This window comes from Arenimonas daejeonensis, assembly GCF_007993735.1.
In the GTDB taxonomy this organism is placed as follows: domain Bacteria; phylum Pseudomonadota; class Gammaproteobacteria; order Xanthomonadales; family Xanthomonadaceae; genus Arenimonas; species Arenimonas daejeonensis.
On record NZ_CP042453.1, the window covers coordinates 2,273,218 to 2,287,290 of the forward strand.

Sequence of the window (14,073 nt, forward strand, 5' to 3'; positions counted from 1 at the left end):
CATGGACACCCACACCGCGTACTACCTGATCGCCGGGGCGCTGATCCTGGTCGGCCTGCTGGGCACCGTGCTGCCGGTACTGCCCGGTTTGCCGGTGATGTTTGCCGGCATGCTGCTGGCCGCCTGGGCCGATGGTTTCCAGCGCATCGGCGTCTGGACCCTGGGGGTGCTGGGTTTGTTGCTGGCGATCTCGATCGTCGTTGACGTGTTGTCGAGCATCCTCGGCGCAAAACGCGTGGGTGCCTCGAACAAGGCGCTGTTCGGCGCGGGACTCGGCGGTTTCGTCGGCATCTTCTTCGGCATCCCCGGCCTGCTCGCCGGCCCGTTCGTGGGCGCCGCGATCGGCGAGATGGCGCATGGCCGGGAATGGCGCGAGGCCTCGAAGGTGGGCTTCGGCACCTGGGTGGGCCTGGCCCTGGGGGCCGCGCTCAAACTGGCACTGGCCTTCTCGATGCTGGCGATCTTCGGGCTGGCGCTCTGGGTGGACTGAGCCCCTAGCCCTGCAGCTCGCGCAGGGTGACCGAGGGCGGCGCCGAGATCACCCGGCGGGTCGCCAGCAGGCCGGCGATCAGCGCCGCCAGGGTTCCGATCGCCGCGCCGGTCAGCGCCAGGCCCGGGTCAGGTGTCCAGGGCAGGTCGAACGCCTGCTTCGCCACCACGCCCGCGAGCACCGTTGCCGCGATCGCCGCCACCAGTCCCGACAGCAGGCCGATCGCCGCGAACTCGGACACCTGGGCCCAGCGCAGCTGGCGCCGGCTGCCGCCGAGCACGCGCATCACGCCGCCTTCCAGCAGGCGCTCGTCCTGGCTCGCGCTGACGGCGGCCAGCAGCACCAGCACACCGGCTGCCAAAGAGAAATAGAACACGGCCTCGACCACGGTCGAGACCTGCTCCACCGTGCCGCGCACCTGGTCCAGCACCGCGTCCACGTCGATCACCGACAGGTTCGGGTAGGCCTGCACCAGCTCGGCGGTGAAGCGGGTCCGCCCCTGGGCACCTTCACCGCGGTGATGTGGCTGCCGCTGTAACCCTCGAGCGAACCCGGCGAACCGACCACGAAGAAGTTCGGACGGAAACTTTCCCAGTCCACCTTGCGCAGGCTGGTGATGCGGCCGGCATAACGGGTGCCGGCGATGTCGAAGGCGACTTCGTCGCCGACCTTCCAACCCAGCGTGTCGGCGAATTCTTCTTCAACCGACAGCTCCGGTGTCGCCGGTACCCGGTTTGTCCAGAACTCGCCGGCGACGATCTGATTGTCGTCGCGCAGTACATCGGTCGAGGATAGGTTGAACTCGCGTTCGGCCATGCGCCGCGCACGGCCGCCTTCCTCGAAATCATCACCGCTGACCGGCTTGCCGTTCATTTCTGTCAGGCGGGCGCGGATCATCGGATACAGCACCGGTTCCGACACGCCCTGCGCGGCCAGGAATCCGCGCACGCCCTCGACCTGGTCCGGCTGCACGTTGACGATGAAGCGGTTGGGCGCATCCGCGGGCATGGCGTTGCGCCAGCGGTCCAGCAGGTCGGTGCGCACGAAGGTCAGCAGCAGCAACGCCATCAGGCCCAGGCCGAGCGCCGACACCTGGGCGATGCTGGCCCCGGCGCGGCGACTGACATTGGCCAGGCCGTAACGCCAGGGGCCGCGCAGGCGCGAGCGTACGCGACGCAGGATCACGATCAGGATCCAGGCAAGCCCAGCCAGCACCGCCAGCGTGGCGACGATGCCGACCAGCATGGCCGTGCCCAGCGTGGCCGAGCCGGCTTTCCACCACAGCAGCAACGCCAGCCCGGTGAACCCGGCCAGCGCCACCAGCCAGGCGCTGGGTTCCGTGGGATCGAGGTCGCGACGCAGGACGCGCAGCGCCGGCACGCGCCGCAGCGCCAGCACCGGCGGCACGCCGAAGGCCAGCAACACGGTCAGGCCGACGCCGAAACCTTCCAGGACCGGGCGCCAGCCGGCGCCGGGGATTGAAAGCTTGAGGGCCGCGGTCAGCCAGTCCGCCACCAGCCACTGCAGCCCGAATGCCAGGGCGACGCCGATGGCGCTGCCCAGCAGGCCCAGCAGCAGGAGTTCGCCGGCATGGATGCCGACCAGCGTCGACTGGCTGGCGCCCAGGCAGCGCATCACCGCCGAACCCTGCAGATGGCGGGCACTGTGGCGGCGCGCGGCCATCGCCACCGCAACCGCTGCGAGCACCACCGACACCAGCGCGGCCAGGCCCAGGAACCGGTCGGCACGATCGAGCGCGCGACGGATTTCCGGGCGCGCTTCGCCGGCGGTTTCCAGCCGCTGCCGCGCGCTCGAGGTTGTCGCGAACGACATTGTTGAATTGTTCGACCGCCGCCGCCTCGCCCGCCACCACCAGGCGATAGGTGATGCGGCTGCCTTCCTGCACCAGGCCCGTGGCGGGGATGTCGGCCAGGTTGAGGAACACGCGTGGCGCGGCGTTGAAATAGTCCAGCGCCGCATCGGGTTCCTGCACCACCAGCGCCGCCAGCTGCAGCTCGATGTTGCCGATGCCGATACGGTCGCCCACCTGCGCGTCCAGCGCGTCGGCGCCGGCGCGGCTCAGCCACAGCGTACCCGGCGCGGGGATGGCGTCGGCGTCGCGTTCGTTACCAGTGGCTGGGTCAAGTACGCGGAACCGGCCACGCAGGGGAAACCCTCGCCCAGTGCCTTGAGTTCGCCCAGTCGCAGCGCATCGCCGGCGCGGATCATGCTCGGGAAGCCGAGCGTCTCGGTCTGTTGCAGGCCCGGTGCGGCCGCGGCCTCGCGTACGGCGCCGGTGATCGGCTCGTCGGCGCGCAGCACGCTGTCGCCGCCGAGCAGGCGGTTCGCTTCCAATGCCAGTGCGCGCTCCGCGCGATCGGTGACGAAACCGACCGAGGTCACCGCCATCACCGCCAGCACGATCGCCGCCAGCAGGATGCGGACATCGCCCGCGGCAAGATCGCGGCGCAGCTGGCGCCAGGCCAGCGCCGGCCACTTCACGCGGTCACCAGACGGCCGGCGGCCAGGCGCAGGATGCGGTCGCAGCGCGCGGCCAGGCGTTCGTCGTGGGTCACCAGCACCAGGGTGGTGCCGGACTCACGGTTGAGCGCGAACAGCAGGTCCACGATGGCCTGCCCGGTCTGGGTGTCGAGGTTGCCGGTGGGTTCGTCGGCGAACAGCACCGCCGGCCGGGTGACGAAGGCGCGGGCCAGGGCCACGCGCTGCTGTTCGCCGCCCGACAGTTGCCGCGGATAGTGGCCCAGGCGCTCCGCCAGGCCGACCTGGGCAAGGATCGCGCGGGCCGGGCCTTCGGCATCGTCGTCGCCACGCAGCTCCAGCGGCAGCATCACGTTCTCCAGCGCCGTAAGCGACGGCAGCAGCTGGAAACTCTGGAACACGAAACCGACCTTCTCGCCGCGCACCCGCGCCCGGCCGTCTTCGTCCAGGCTCGACAACGCGGCGCCATCGAGTTTCACCGAGCCGTCGCTGGGCACGTCCAGGCCCGCCAGCAGGGACAGCAGCGTGCTCTTTCCTGAACCGGAGGCACCCACTATCGCAACCGCTTCACCCTTGGCGATGGTAAAACCGACCCCATCGAGGATGGTGAGCTCGCCCGACGGCAGCGGCACCCGCTTGCCCAGCCCTTCCGCGCGCAGGGACTCGGTGCTGGCCTGGACGGGCGATTCGTGGGTGTCGGCCATGGTGATCCTCTTGGACGGAGACGTGGGCTTGAATGGAGATGTGGGAATGATGCAATCAGGATATGGAGCATGGCGCACCCGGGTTCAACAGGGTGTCATGGCCCTGCTGTTGGCACTTGTCTGGCCCGGGCTGCTTGTGTCCGGCGCACAGGCGGCCGAAACCCGTACGGTGCTGGTGATGGGCGATTCGTTGTCGGCCGCCTACGGCCTGAGCCCGCAGCAGGGCTGGGTGGCGTTGCTGGCCGAGCAACTCGCGGCCAGCCGTCCGCAATTGAAGGTCGCCAATGCCAGTGTCAGTGGCGAAACCACGGCCGGTGGCGCCAGCCGCATCGGCGCGGAACTGGCGCGGCACACACCCGATGTGGTCGTGATCGAACTCGGCGCGAACGACGGCCTGCGCGGGCTGGGCCTGGAACAGACCAAGGCCAACCTGGAACGCATGGTGATCGCCGCAAAAGAATCGGGTGCCCGCGTGCTGCTGCTGGGCATGCGCATCCCGCCCAACTACGGCCCGCAGTACACCCAGGGATTCGAGCGCAACTACCGCGAGCTGGCGGAAACCCACGCCGTGGCCCTGCTGCCGTTTTTCCTCGAGCCCATCGCCACCGACCGCGATGCCTTCCAGGCCGACAACCTGCACCCGGTCGCCGCGGCCCAGCCGCGCCTGCGCGACCACGTGTGGCCGGCGCTGGAACCCCTGCTCGACTGAGACCGACAAGGAGTACGAATGATGCGGACCGGCCTTGCCCTGATCATCTCCCTGACGTTCAGCGCCTGCAGCCCGGGCGATGCACCGGCCGCCGCGGCCGCCGAACGCTTCCCCAGCGAGCACGGCGAACTGGAAGTCACCACCGTGGCCGAAGGCCTGGAACATCCCTGGGGACTGGCCTTCCTGCCGGATGGCCGCCGGCTGGTGACTGAGCGCACCGGCCGCATGCGCCTAATCGATGCCGACGGCGTGGTTTCCAAACCGCTGGCCGGCCTGCCTGAGGTTTATGCCCGCGGCCAGGGCGGCCTGCTGGACGTGGCGGTGGACCCCGACTTCGCCACCACGCCCCTGGGTCTACTTCAGCTTCAGCGAACCCGGTGACGGCGGCGGCGGAACCGCGGTTACCGCGGGCGCCTGGGCGAAGCGGGCCTGGAAGGCGTGGAAGTGATTTTCCGCCAGGAACCCAAGCTCGATGCCGGCCAGCATTTCGGTTCGCGCCTGGTGTTCGACCGCGAGGGCCGGCTGTACGTCACCAGCGGCGACCGCGGCAACTGGGACAACGTGCAGCGCCTGGACCGCGGCCAGGGCAAGATCTTCCGCATCGAGCGCGACGGCGGCATTCCCGCCGACAACCCCTTCGTCGGCCGCGACGACGCCATCGCCGCGATCTGGTCCTACGGCCACCGCAACGCCCAGGGCGCGGCCCTGCACCCGGGCAGCGGCGAACTCTGGCAGACCGAACACGGCGCCCGCGGCGGCGACGAACTCAACATCGCCCGTGCCGGCCTCAACTACGGCTGGCCGGTGATCACCCACGGCGTCAACTACAACGGTCAGCCGATCGGCACGGGCCAGGCTGAGGCGCCGGGCATGGAACAACCGATCCACCACTGGACGCCATCGATCGCACCGAGCGGGATGGCGTTCTACACCGCGGACCGTTTCCCCGCCTGGGAAGGCGACCTGTTCGTCGGCGCCCTCGCCTTCCAGCGCGTGGTGCGGCTCGAGCTCCAGGGCGACAAGGTGGTCGGCGAAGAAGCCCTGCTAACCGATCTCGGCGAGCGCATCCGAGACGTACGGGTCGGGCCCGACGGTTATCTCTACCTGCTGACCGACGCGGCCAACGGCAAGCTGCTGCGGGTCGGACTGAAGGCGAAACCCTAGGCGCGGGCGAGCGCCAGCAGGCCGGCGTTTTCGTGCACGAAACGCCCGGGCCCGGCCTGGTCCAGCAGCGCCACGGCGGCGGCGGCGACATCGTCCGCGGCGATGCCGCGATAACGCTGCAGCGGGCCGCGCAGCAGCGGATTGGTCAGCGGCGTAAGCACCTTGGCGATGGATTCGCCCGGGCGCGATTCTTCGCGGTCGCCCAGCAGCAGGCCGGGGCGCAGCAGGTCCACACGCTCGAAACCCAGGGCACTGATCGCGCGCTCGGTCTCGCCTTTCACGCGCAGATAGAAGTTGCCGGACTGTGCGCTGGCGCCGACCGAGGACACCAGGATCGCCTGCCGGGCCCCCAGCCCGTGCGCGATCGCCGCCAGGCGCAGCACCAGCTCGCGATCCACCGCCAGGAAGGCTTCGCGGTTGCCGGCGCGGCGAATCGTCGTGCCGAGCGCGCAGATGAAAGCGTCCAGCACCGGGGTGGCCGCACGCAGCCGATCGGCCAGCGCCGCGTCCTGCGCCGGGTCGGCCAGGTCGGCGACGAATGGGGTGAGCCGTCGCGACTCGATCGCCAGCGGACGCCGCACCGGTGCCAGTACCCAGGGCCCCTCGGGTTCCGCGAGCAGGCGATCCAGCACCTGCGCGCCAACCAGGCCGGTGGCACCCGCCAGCAGTACGCGCCGGGGCGAGCTCACCAGGTCAGGCCCACTCGGTGAGGCCTTCGCGCTCGTACAGGGTGCGGAACGAGGGGCGTGCCTTCATGCGCTGCGCCAGCGCGGCCAGCTGTGGCCATTCGGTCGCAGGCCTGGGCATGTTGCGCGACCAGCGCATCAGCATGGTCAGCAGGAAATCGGCAGCACTGGCAGAGGCGCCGAGCAGGTAGGGGCCGCGTTTGGCCAGGTGCGCCTCGATCCGGTCCCAGGTTGCCTCGATGCGTTCGCGGGCCAGTTCCTTGGCCGCTTCGGCATTCGCTTCGCCCGCCGCTTCGTGCGGATAGAACCAGGTGCGGAACGCCGGCTGCAGCGTATTGGCCAGGTGCAGGATCCACTGGTAATAACGACCGCGCTCGACGCTGCCCGGTTCCGGCGCCAGGCCGAAGGACGGATGCGCGTCGGCCAGGTGCAGAAGCAGCGCCGCCGATTCGGTGATCGGTTCGCCGTGGATGAGCAGGGTCGGCACCACGCCGTTGGGATTGAGGCTGAGGTATTCCGGGCGTTTGTGTTCGCCGGCGGCGAGATCGAGCCTGCGAAGTTCGTGCCTGGCGCCGGTTTCGATCAGCAGCCAGTGCACCACCAGGCTGGCGGCGCCGGGGAGAAATACAGCGTGTACATGCGGGCTTCCGTGCGGCAGGGGAGCCCGAAGCATACGACGGCCGGCGGGGCCTCGGCACTACTTGGCCACACAAACAAAAACCCCGGGCGTTTCTGCCCGGGGTTCAGGTTTCGATCCTTGCGGATCGAAGGGATTACATCGGCTGCACTTCGTCAGCCTGCATGCCCTTCTGGCCCTTGACGAGCTTGAAGGAGACCTTCTGGCCTTCCTGCAGGGACTTGAAGCCGGTGCCCTGGATGGAGCGGAAGTGCACGAACACGTCCTCGCCATTCTCACGGGAGATGAAGCCAAAACCCTTGGCGTCGTTGAACCACTTAACGGTACCGATCTGACGATCCGACATTTGAAACTCCTTGGAACAAAGAAAGAAATCGCTGACGGAAACATTCCGCCGCGCGACTGGGGTTGCAAGGAGAGCGAGGTGAAAAGATGTAGCGGATCGGTGGATCTACCGCATCAGGCCACGATTCACAGTGACCCTTCGCAAACACAGTCGCCGGCACCTTACGCCTTTCCGGGAAGGAAAGCCAATGGTTTCGGGCGCTTGGGGCGGATTCCGGCCGGATCCGACCAGGTCATTCAGGTTCGGGGCCGGCCCGGGCTCATTCCACGGCCACCGGGATCTTGCCGATCCTGGCCTGCCACTCACGGGGTCCGGTCCGGTGCACGGACTCGCCGGCCGAGTCCACGGCCACGGTGACGGGCATGTCCCGGACCTCGAATTCGTAGATGGCCTCCATGCCCAGGTCGGCGAACCCAACCACCCGGGCGGCCTTGATGGCCTTGGACACCAGGTAGGCGGCCCCGCCCACGGCCATCAGATAGACCGACTGGTGCTTGCGGATCGCCTCGATGGCGGCCGGGCCGCGTTCGGCCTTGCCGACCATGCCCATCAGGCCGGTCTGGGCCAGCACCTGTTCCGTGAACTTGTCCATGCGGGTGGCCGTGGTCGGGCCGGCCGGGCCCACCACCTCGTCGCGCACCGGGTCGACCGGACCGACGTAGTAGATGAAGCGGCCCCTGAGGTCCACCGGCAGCGGCTCGCCCTTGTTGAGCATGTCCACCATGCGCTTGTGGGCGGCATCCCGGCCGGTGAGCAGCTTGCCGTTGAGCAGCAGCACTTCGCCGGGCTTGAAGCCGGCAACGTCTTCGCGGGTGAGCGTGTCGAGGTCGACGCGGCGTCCCTTGGAGGTGTCGTAGGTGAGCTTGGGCCAGTCTTCCAGCGAGGGCGGGTCCAGCATCACCGGGCCGCTGCCGTCGAGGGTGAAGTGCGCGTGCCGGGTGGCGGCGCAGTTCGGGATCATGGCCACCGGGAGGTTGGCGGCGTGGGTCGGGTAGTCCTTGACCTTGATGTCGAGCACCGTGGTCAGGCCACCCAGGCCCTGGGCGCCGATGCCGAGCGCATTGACCTTCTCGTACAGCTCCAGCCGCAGCTCCTCGGCGCGGTTGGACGCGCCGCGGGCCTGTAGTTCGGTGATGTCGATCGGCTCCATCAGCGATTCCTTGGCCAGCAGCATCGCCTTCTCGGCGGTGCCGCCGATGCCGATGCCCAGCATGCCCGGCGGGCACCAGCCGGCGCCCATGGTCGGCACGGTCCTGAGCACCCAGTCCACGATCGAGTCGGACGGATTGAGCATCGCGAACTTCGACTTGGCCTCGCTGCCGCCGCCCTTGGCGGCGACGATCACGTCCACGGTATTGCCCGGGACGATCTTCATGTTCACGACGCCGGGCGTGTTGTCTTTTGTGTTCGTGCGCTTGCCAGCCGGATCGGCGAGCACGGACGCGCGCAGCTTGTTGTCGGGATGGTTGTAGGCGCGGCGCACGCCCTCGTGGACCATGTCCTCGACGCCCATGGTGGCGTCGGACCAACGCACATCCATGCCGACTTCCAGGAACACGGTGACGATGCCGGTGTCCTGGCAGATCGGCCGGTGGCCCTCGGCGCACAGGCGCGAGTTGATCAGGATCTGCGCGATCGCGTCCTTGGCCGCAGCCGATTCCTCGCGCTCGTAGGCGGCGGCGAGGCTCTTGATGTAATCGACCGGGTGGTAGTACGAGATGTACTGCAGGGCGTCGGCGACGCTCTGGATGAAGTCTTCCTGCTTGATCTGGGTCACGGCGGGCGTCGGCGGGCGGTGGGGGCCGCCATTTTACCCTGTAGGAGGGGCTTCAGCCCCGACCACTTTTCGCAAAAGCATCGGGGCTGAAGCCACTCCCACAGGGCCCTACTCCAGCTCGTTCCAGCGGGCGTAGGCCTGCTCCAGCTCCGCCTGCAAGGCCGCCAGGCGGGCATTGGCGGCAGTCACGGCCTCGGCGGGCTGGCGGTAGAAGGCCGGATCCTGGATCTGTGCGGTGAGCGCGGCGAGCTCGGCATCCAGGCTTTCGATGCGGCCGGGCAACTGTTCCAGCTCGCGCTGTTCCTTGAAGCCGAGCTTGCGCCTGGCGGGCGCCGGCGCCGCGGGTGCGGCCGGTTTCGGCGATGGCGCGACCTGGGGCGTCAGCTTCGGCGAGGACAGTGCGGCGGCGGCCGCGATGCGGGCCGACATCGGGCGCTGGCGAAGCCAGTCGGTGTAACCGCCCACGTAGTCCCCTACCCGCCCGTTGCCTTCCATCACCAGCGAGCTGGTGACGACGTTGTCGAGGAAGGCACGGTCGTGCGAGACCAGGATCAGGGTGCCGGGGTAGTCGATCAACAGCTCTTCCAGCAGCTCCAGCGTCTCGACATCGAGGTCGTTGGTCGGCTCGTCCATCACCAGCAAGTTGGACGGCTTGGCGAAGAGCTTGGCCAGCAGCAGGCGATTGCGTTCGCCGCCGCTGAGCTTGGTGATTGGCGCCAGCGCGCGGTCGGGACTGAACAGGAAATCCTGCAGGTAGCCCATCACGTGCTTGCGGCTGCCGTTGATCTCGATGAACTCGCGGCCTTCGGAGACGTTGTCGAGTGCGTTCCAGTCCTCGCGCAGCGCGCCGCGCAGCTGGTCGAAGAACGCGACCTCGAGGTTGGTGCCGACCTGCACACTGCCCGACTGCGGTTGCAGGTCGCCCAACAGCAGCTTCAGCAGCGTTGTCTTGCCCGAACCGTTGGGGCCGATCAGGCCGATCTTGTCGCCGCGCTGGATTACGGTGCTGAAATCGCGAACGAGCACACGGTCACCGAACGCGAAGCCCACGTTCTTGGCCTCGAACACCTTGCGGCCCGACTTCTCCGCACCGGCCGCAGCCAGCTTCACGCTGCCCTGCTGCTCACGCCGCTCGGCACGTTCGCGGCGCATGGCCTTGAGCGCGGTGACGCGCCCTCGTTGCGGGTGCGGCGGGCCTTGATGCCCTGGCGGATCCAGACTTCTTCCTGGGCCAGCTTCTTGTCGAACAGCGCGTTCGCCTGTGCCTCGGCGTGCAGGCGTTCTTCGCGCCGGCGCAGGAAGTTCTCGTAGTCGCCGGGCCAGCTGGTGACCTGGCCGCGGTCGATCTCGAGGATGCGGGTGGCCAGGTTCTTCAGGAACTCGCGGTCGTGGGTGACGAAGACCACGCTGCCGCCGAAGTTCTTCAGGAATTCTTCCAGCCAGGCGATCGACTCGATGTCCAGGTGGTTGGTCGGCTCATCAAGCAGCAGCAGGTCCGGCGCGGCCACCAGCGCCTGGGCCAGCAGCACCCGGCGCTTCATGCCGCCCGACAGGGCCGAGAACTCGGCGTCCTCGGGCAGGTCGAGCTTGCTGATCACCTGCTCGACCCGCTGCTCGATCGCCCAGCCGTTGCCGGCCTCGATCCGGGCCTGCACCGCGCCCAGCTCGTCCATGTCGATGTCGTCGCCGTCGTGCAGCATGTGGTGGTACCGCGCCAGGTCGGCGCCGAGTGCGCCCAGCCCCATCGACACCACGTCGAACACGCTGCCGGCCAGGTCCTTGGGCACTTCCTGGGCCAGGCCGGCGATGCGGCCTTCGCGCTTGATGGCGCCGTCGTCGGGCGTGATCTCGCCGGCCAGCAGGCGCAGCAGGGTGGATTTGCCGGCGCCGTTGCGGCCGACGATGCAGACACGCTCGTTGCGCTCGATCGTCAGGTTCACGGATTCGAGCAGCAGCGGGCCGCCGACGCCGTAGTCGACGCCTTGGAGAGTGATCAGGGACATGCCACGTAGTTTACAGCCCCCGCACTTCAGTGGCTGCCGTGCCGCAGCCAGTGTTCGGCCACGGTGGAGTTGCCGAACACGCGGCCGTTGGCGCCGCGCTCCAACGCGAGGATCTCGCCGTGCTCCATATGCGCCATCTGCTCGACGCGGCCGACCACGAATGCGACCTGGATCCGGTCCAGGCCCATGGCGATCAGCGCATCGACGACGGCGGGCAGGTCACGCCCGCCCTCGTGGTCGCCGAGGTTCTCGAACACCATCAGCTTGCCGGCCCCGCGCTTGCGGACTTCATGCGCGATCGCGGTCCAGTAGGCCAGGGTGATCTCGTGGCTGTCGCGGGGACCGGTGACTTGGGCGTAGAGGTAGCCTGGACGGTCTTCGAAGACCAGTCGGATATCTTCGGGAAGGGGGATCACGGGGCACGCACGATCGGGGGAGGCGCATTCTAGCCCGGGCGGCACGTTTTCGTGTCGCGCCGGCTGGTTTATCGTGCAGGCGATCCGCCACGAGGCCACGATGACCCCGACCCGACGCTCCTGGACCGCACACCTTTCCGCCCTGCTCGGCCTGCTCAGCCTCGGCGGCGTGCTGTGTTTCCACTTCCCGGAACTGCTGACCAGCCGCGACTTCCGCCAGGTCTACACCGAGACCTTCGCCCGCAACCTGCTGCTGCTCGGGCTGGTTGCCGCCTTCGTGCTCGGCACCCTGGCCATCCTGCGCGGACGCAACCGCCGGGTGGCGCTGCTGGGCGTCGGCACGGCGACGCTGGCGGTCCTGCTGGGCGGCACCGACGTGCAGTTCGACGCGATCGGGCAGACGCCCTACTCGCTCGGGCTGGACTGGTTCGTGGTGTCGCTGTTCTTCTCGGCGCTGGTGTTCATTCCGCTGGAAAAGGCGCTCGGGCGCATCGAGCAGTCGCCGCTGCGGCCGGAATGGCGCACCGACGTCGCCTACTTCTTCATGAGCCACGTGCTGGTGCAGTTCATCCTGATCCTGGTGACCGCCTGGACTTCGCAGATCGCCGCGCTGGCCGCGTTCCCGGCGCTGAAGGCGGCCATCCAGTCGCTGCCGGTCTGGGCGCAGTTCCTGCTGGCGGTGTTCTGCGCCGACCTGGCGCAGGCGTCGCTGCACCGCGCGTACCACAACATCCCGTGGCTCTGGCGTTTCCACGCCGTGCACCACAGCAGCCGGCACATGGACTGGCTGGCCGGCTCGCGCATCCATTTCGTCGAGATCGTGCTGACCCGCGGCTTCGTGCTGCTGCCGCTGGTGGTGCTGGGCTTTGCGCCGGCGGCCATCAACGCCTACGTGATCCTGGTCGGCCTGCAGGCGGTGCTGGCGCACGCCAACCTGGGCCTGCGCTTCGGCTGGCTGGAATACGTGCTGGTGCTGCCGCGCTACCACCACTGGCACCATGCCCGGCAGCCGGACTACGTGGACGTGAACTACGCCATCCACCTGCCGCTGGTGGACATGCTGATGGGCACCTTCAAGCTGCCGCGCGATGGCAGTTGGCCGCAGGAATACGGCGTGCTGAAGCCGGAAACGGTGCCGGCCGGCATCTGGCGCCAGCACCTGATGCCCTTCCGGCCGGGCAAGGCGAAACCGGAGGCCTGAGGCTCAGCCGCCCATGAGGCGGCGGTGCTCCACCATCAGGCAGCGGTCCTGCACCACGTCGATGCCGGCGGCCAGCAGGGTCTCGGCGAAGGCATCGTCGCGGATGCCCTCCTGCAGCCAGACCGCGCCCGGCCGCTTGGCCAGGATGTCGTCCAGGTGCGCGGCCAGGTCCTTCGGGCGGCGGAACACGTCGACCAGGTCCACCTCGCCGGGGATGTCGGCCAGGCGGCGGAACACCGGGCGGCGCAGGATCTGTTCGACTTCGGGGTAATAGACCGGCACCGGGATCACGTCGAAGCCCACGCGTTCGAGATAACGCGGCACTTCGATCGCCGGTTGGTCACGCTGGGCCTCGGTCTTGATGCCGAGCACGGCGATGCGCCGCACCCGGGAAAGCAGTGCCCGCAGGTCGTCGTCGGATTCGATCAGGCGGCCGCGGGCACCCATGGCGTTCAGTGGTTGTGGCCGCCGGCGCCGTGCACGTGGCCGTGCACCACTTCCTCGACGCTGGCTTCGCGCACGTCCACCACCTCGATGGCGAAGTTCAGGTTCTGGCCGGCCAGCGGGTGGTTGCCGTCCACGGTCACCATGCCGTCCTCGACCTTGGTGATCACCACGGAGATGGCGCCCTGCGGGGTCTGGGCCTGGAACTGCATGCCGACCTGGATGTCGTCCACGCCCTGGAAGGCTTCGCGCGGCACGACCTGGACCAGCATCTCGTTCGGGGTGCCGTAACCCTCTTCCGGGGACACGACCACGTCGAACTTGTCGCCGGCCTGGCGGCCTTCCATCGCCTTCTCCAGGCCCGGGACGATGTTGCCCACGCCGTGCAGGTAGGTCAGCGGATCGGCGCCCGCGGAGGAGTCGATCACCGTGCCGGCGTCGTTGGTCAGGGTGTAGTGGAAGGACGCGACGGTGCGCTCGGCGATCTGCATGGGAATCCTTGGGAGGGCCGGCCCGGAGAACCGGGGGCGGGAAAAGGGCGCATAGGCTAGGCCAAGCGTCCGGTCCGCGCAAATCCGGCGGTCCGGCGGCCGGGCAGGAACGGCCATGAAAAAGCCCCGGACGTTGCCGGCCGGGGCTTGTTCGCAAGGCTTGTGCGAGCGCTTTACAGCGGCTGCACTTCGTCCGCCTGCATGCCCTTCTGGCCCTTCACGACCTTGAAGGAGACCTTCTGGCCTTCCTGCAGCGACTTGAAGCCGGTGCCCATGATGGAACGGAAGTGGACGAACACGTCCTCGCCGCTCTCGGGGGTGATGAAGCCAAAGCCCTTGGCGTCGTTGAACCACTTCACGGTACCAGTCTGACGATCCGACATATCTCTAATCCTTGTAACGGTAGGTTGGGTACCACGGTTTCACCGTGAACCCGGCAACCGCAGTGAACGGACCATACCCGCTTATGGCCGGGAAAGCGAATGGCATACAATGGCCGGCTTCCC

15 protein-coding genes and 2 pseudogenes are annotated in these 14,073 nt (G+C 68.4%); 4 read left to right on the forward strand and 13 right to left on the reverse strand.

What is annotated here, in order from left to right; all coding sequences use genetic code 11:
• The first annotated feature begins 1 nt into the window (after nt 1).
• On the forward strand, nt 2-490 hold the full coding sequence (locus FRZ33_RS11045) for a DUF456 domain-containing protein (protein ID WP_146909653.1): 489 nt from the start codon (nt 2-4) through the stop codon (nt 488-490).
• A gap of 4 nt (nt 491-494) precedes the next feature.
• Here FRZ33_RS11045 and FRZ33_RS16345 read toward each other — a convergent pair whose 3' ends face one another.
• The 4 genes from FRZ33_RS16345 to FRZ33_RS11055 form a co-directional block, all read right to left on the reverse strand.
• Nucleotides 495-962, reverse strand: coding sequence for an FtsX-like permease family protein (locus FRZ33_RS16345; RefSeq protein WP_227977807.1), 468 nt, complete (start codon nt 960-962; stop codon nt 495-497).
• Nucleotides 935-2,323, reverse strand: coding sequence for an ABC transporter permease (locus tag FRZ33_RS16350; RefSeq protein ID WP_227977809.1), 1,389 nt, complete (start codon nt 2,321-2,323; stop codon nt 935-937). The genes FRZ33_RS16345 and FRZ33_RS16350 overlap by 28 nt, the downstream gene beginning before the upstream one ends.
• Nucleotides 2,324-2,569: 246 nt before the next feature.
• Nucleotides 2,570-2,992: a hypothetical protein gene (locus FRZ33_RS16355; protein ID WP_227977812.1), complete on the reverse strand. Its 423-nt coding sequence runs from the start codon at nt 2,990-2,992 to the stop codon at nt 2,570-2,572.
• Entirely contained in the window at nt 2,989-3,693 is a 705-nt protein-coding gene (locus FRZ33_RS11055; protein WP_146909655.1) for an ABC transporter ATP-binding protein, read from the reverse strand. Before FRZ33_RS11055 ends, FRZ33_RS16355 begins: the two co-directional genes overlap by 4 nt.
• A 97-nt stretch (nt 3,694-3,790) precedes the next feature.
• Here FRZ33_RS11055 and FRZ33_RS11060 point away from each other — a divergent pair, with 97 nt between their 5' ends.
• Nucleotides 3,791-4,402, forward strand: coding sequence for an arylesterase (locus tag FRZ33_RS11060; RefSeq protein WP_227977813.1), 612 nt, complete (start codon nt 3,791-3,793; stop codon nt 4,400-4,402).
• Nucleotides 4,403-4,423: 21 nt separating this feature from the next.
• Nucleotides 4,424-5,566: pseudogene (locus tag FRZ33_RS17005) on the forward strand (PQQ-dependent sugar dehydrogenase).
• On the opposite strand, the gene FRZ33_RS11070 reads toward FRZ33_RS17005, so the two are convergent.
• The 6 genes and pseudogenes from FRZ33_RS11070 to FRZ33_RS11095 form a co-directional block, all read right to left on the reverse strand.
• The gene (locus FRZ33_RS11070; protein WP_227977815.1) at nt 5,563-6,255 is read right to left on the reverse strand and encodes an NAD(P)H-binding protein; all 693 of its coding nucleotides are present in this window, start codon (nt 6,253-6,255) and stop codon (nt 5,563-5,565) included. The pseudogene FRZ33_RS17005 and the gene FRZ33_RS11070 sit on opposite strands and share 4 nt — an antisense overlap.
• 4 nt (nt 6,256-6,259) lie before the next feature.
• Nucleotides 6,260-6,925, reverse strand: coding sequence for a glutathione S-transferase family protein (locus tag FRZ33_RS11075; protein ID WP_146909659.1), 666 nt, complete (start codon nt 6,923-6,925; stop codon nt 6,260-6,262).
• Nucleotides 6,926-7,025: 100 nt separating this feature from the next.
• Nucleotides 7,026-7,235 carry a cold-shock protein gene (locus FRZ33_RS11080; protein WP_026816018.1) on the reverse strand — a complete coding sequence of 70 codons (210 nt, stop codon included), beginning with the start codon at nt 7,233-7,235 and terminating at the stop codon, nt 7,026-7,028.
• A gap of 259 nt (nt 7,236-7,494) precedes the next feature.
• A complete protein-coding gene (locus FRZ33_RS11085; protein ID WP_146909661.1) occupies nt 7,495-9,012 on the reverse strand; it encodes a fumarate hydratase in 1,518 nt (505 codons plus the stop codon).
• Between the two features lie 108 nt (nt 9,013-9,120).
• Nucleotides 9,121-11,015, reverse strand: a pseudogene (locus FRZ33_RS11090) (ATP-binding cassette domain-containing protein).
• Nucleotides 11,016-11,041: 26 nt separating this feature from the next.
• Nucleotides 11,042-11,431, reverse strand: a complete 390-nt coding sequence (locus tag FRZ33_RS11095) for a hypothetical protein (protein WP_146909662.1) — start codon at nt 11,429-11,431, stop codon at nt 11,042-11,044.
• 73 nt (nt 11,432-11,504) lie between these two features.
• Here FRZ33_RS11095 and FRZ33_RS11100 point away from each other — a divergent pair, with 73 nt between their 5' ends.
• Nucleotides 11,505-12,632 carry a sterol desaturase family protein gene (locus FRZ33_RS11100; protein ID WP_227977816.1) on the forward strand — a complete coding sequence of 376 codons (1,128 nt, stop codon included), beginning with the start codon at nt 11,505-11,507 and terminating at the stop codon, nt 12,630-12,632.
• Between the two features lie 3 nt (nt 12,633-12,635).
• Here FRZ33_RS11100 and FRZ33_RS11105 read toward each other — a convergent pair whose 3' ends face one another.
• The 3 genes from FRZ33_RS11105 to FRZ33_RS11115 form a co-directional block, all read right to left on the reverse strand.
• Nucleotides 12,636-13,079, reverse strand: a complete 444-nt coding sequence (locus FRZ33_RS11105) for a CoA-binding protein (RefSeq protein WP_146909664.1) — start codon at nt 13,077-13,079, stop codon at nt 12,636-12,638.
• Nucleotides 13,080-13,084: 5 nt separating this feature from the next.
• Entirely contained in the window at nt 13,085-13,567 is a 483-nt protein-coding gene (slyD, locus tag FRZ33_RS11110) for a peptidylprolyl isomerase (RefSeq protein ID WP_146909666.1), read from the reverse strand.
• 173 nt (nt 13,568-13,740) lie between these two features.
• The gene (locus FRZ33_RS11115) at nt 13,741-13,950 is read right to left on the reverse strand and encodes a cold-shock protein (protein ID WP_026816010.1); all 210 of its coding nucleotides are present in this window, start codon (nt 13,948-13,950) and stop codon (nt 13,741-13,743) included.
• Between the last annotated feature and the right edge of the window lie 123 nt (nt 13,951-14,073).

What these genes read in the sequence shown, in the direction of transcription:
- FRZ33_RS11105 (WP_146909664.1), bottom strand. Translation starts at nt 13,079, where the DNA reads ATGGGTGCCCGCGGCCGCCTGATCGAATCCGACGACGACCTGCGGGCA.
- FRZ33_RS11060 (WP_227977813.1), top strand. Translation starts at nt 3,791, where the DNA reads ATGGCCCTGCTGTTGGCACTTGTCTGGCCCGGGCTGCTTGTGTCCGGC.
- slyD (WP_146909666.1), bottom strand. Translation starts at nt 13,567, where the DNA reads ATGCAGATCGCCGAGCGCACCGTCGCGTCCTTCCACTACACCCTGACC.
- FRZ33_RS11080 (WP_026816018.1), bottom strand. Translation starts at nt 7,235, where the DNA reads ATGTCGGATCGTCAGATCGGTACCGTTAAGTGGTTCAACGACGCCAAG.
- FRZ33_RS11045 (WP_146909653.1), top strand. Translation starts at nt 2, where the DNA reads ATGGACACCCACACCGCGTACTACCTGATCGCCGGGGCGCTGATCCTG.
- FRZ33_RS11055 (WP_146909655.1), bottom strand. Translation starts at nt 3,693, where the DNA reads ATGGCCGACACCCACGAATCGCCCGTCCAGGCCAGCACCGAGTCCCTG.
- FRZ33_RS11075 (WP_146909659.1), bottom strand. Translation starts at nt 6,925, where the DNA reads ATGCTTCGGGCTCCCCTGCCGCACGGAAGCCCGCATGTACACGCTGTA.
- FRZ33_RS16350 (WP_227977809.1), bottom strand. Translation starts at nt 2,323, where the DNA reads ATGTCGTTCGCGACAACCTCGAGCGCGCGGCAGCGGCTGGAAACCGCC.
- FRZ33_RS11115 (WP_026816010.1), bottom strand. Translation starts at nt 13,950, where the DNA reads ATGTCGGATCGTCAGACTGGTACCGTGAAGTGGTTCAACGACGCCAAG.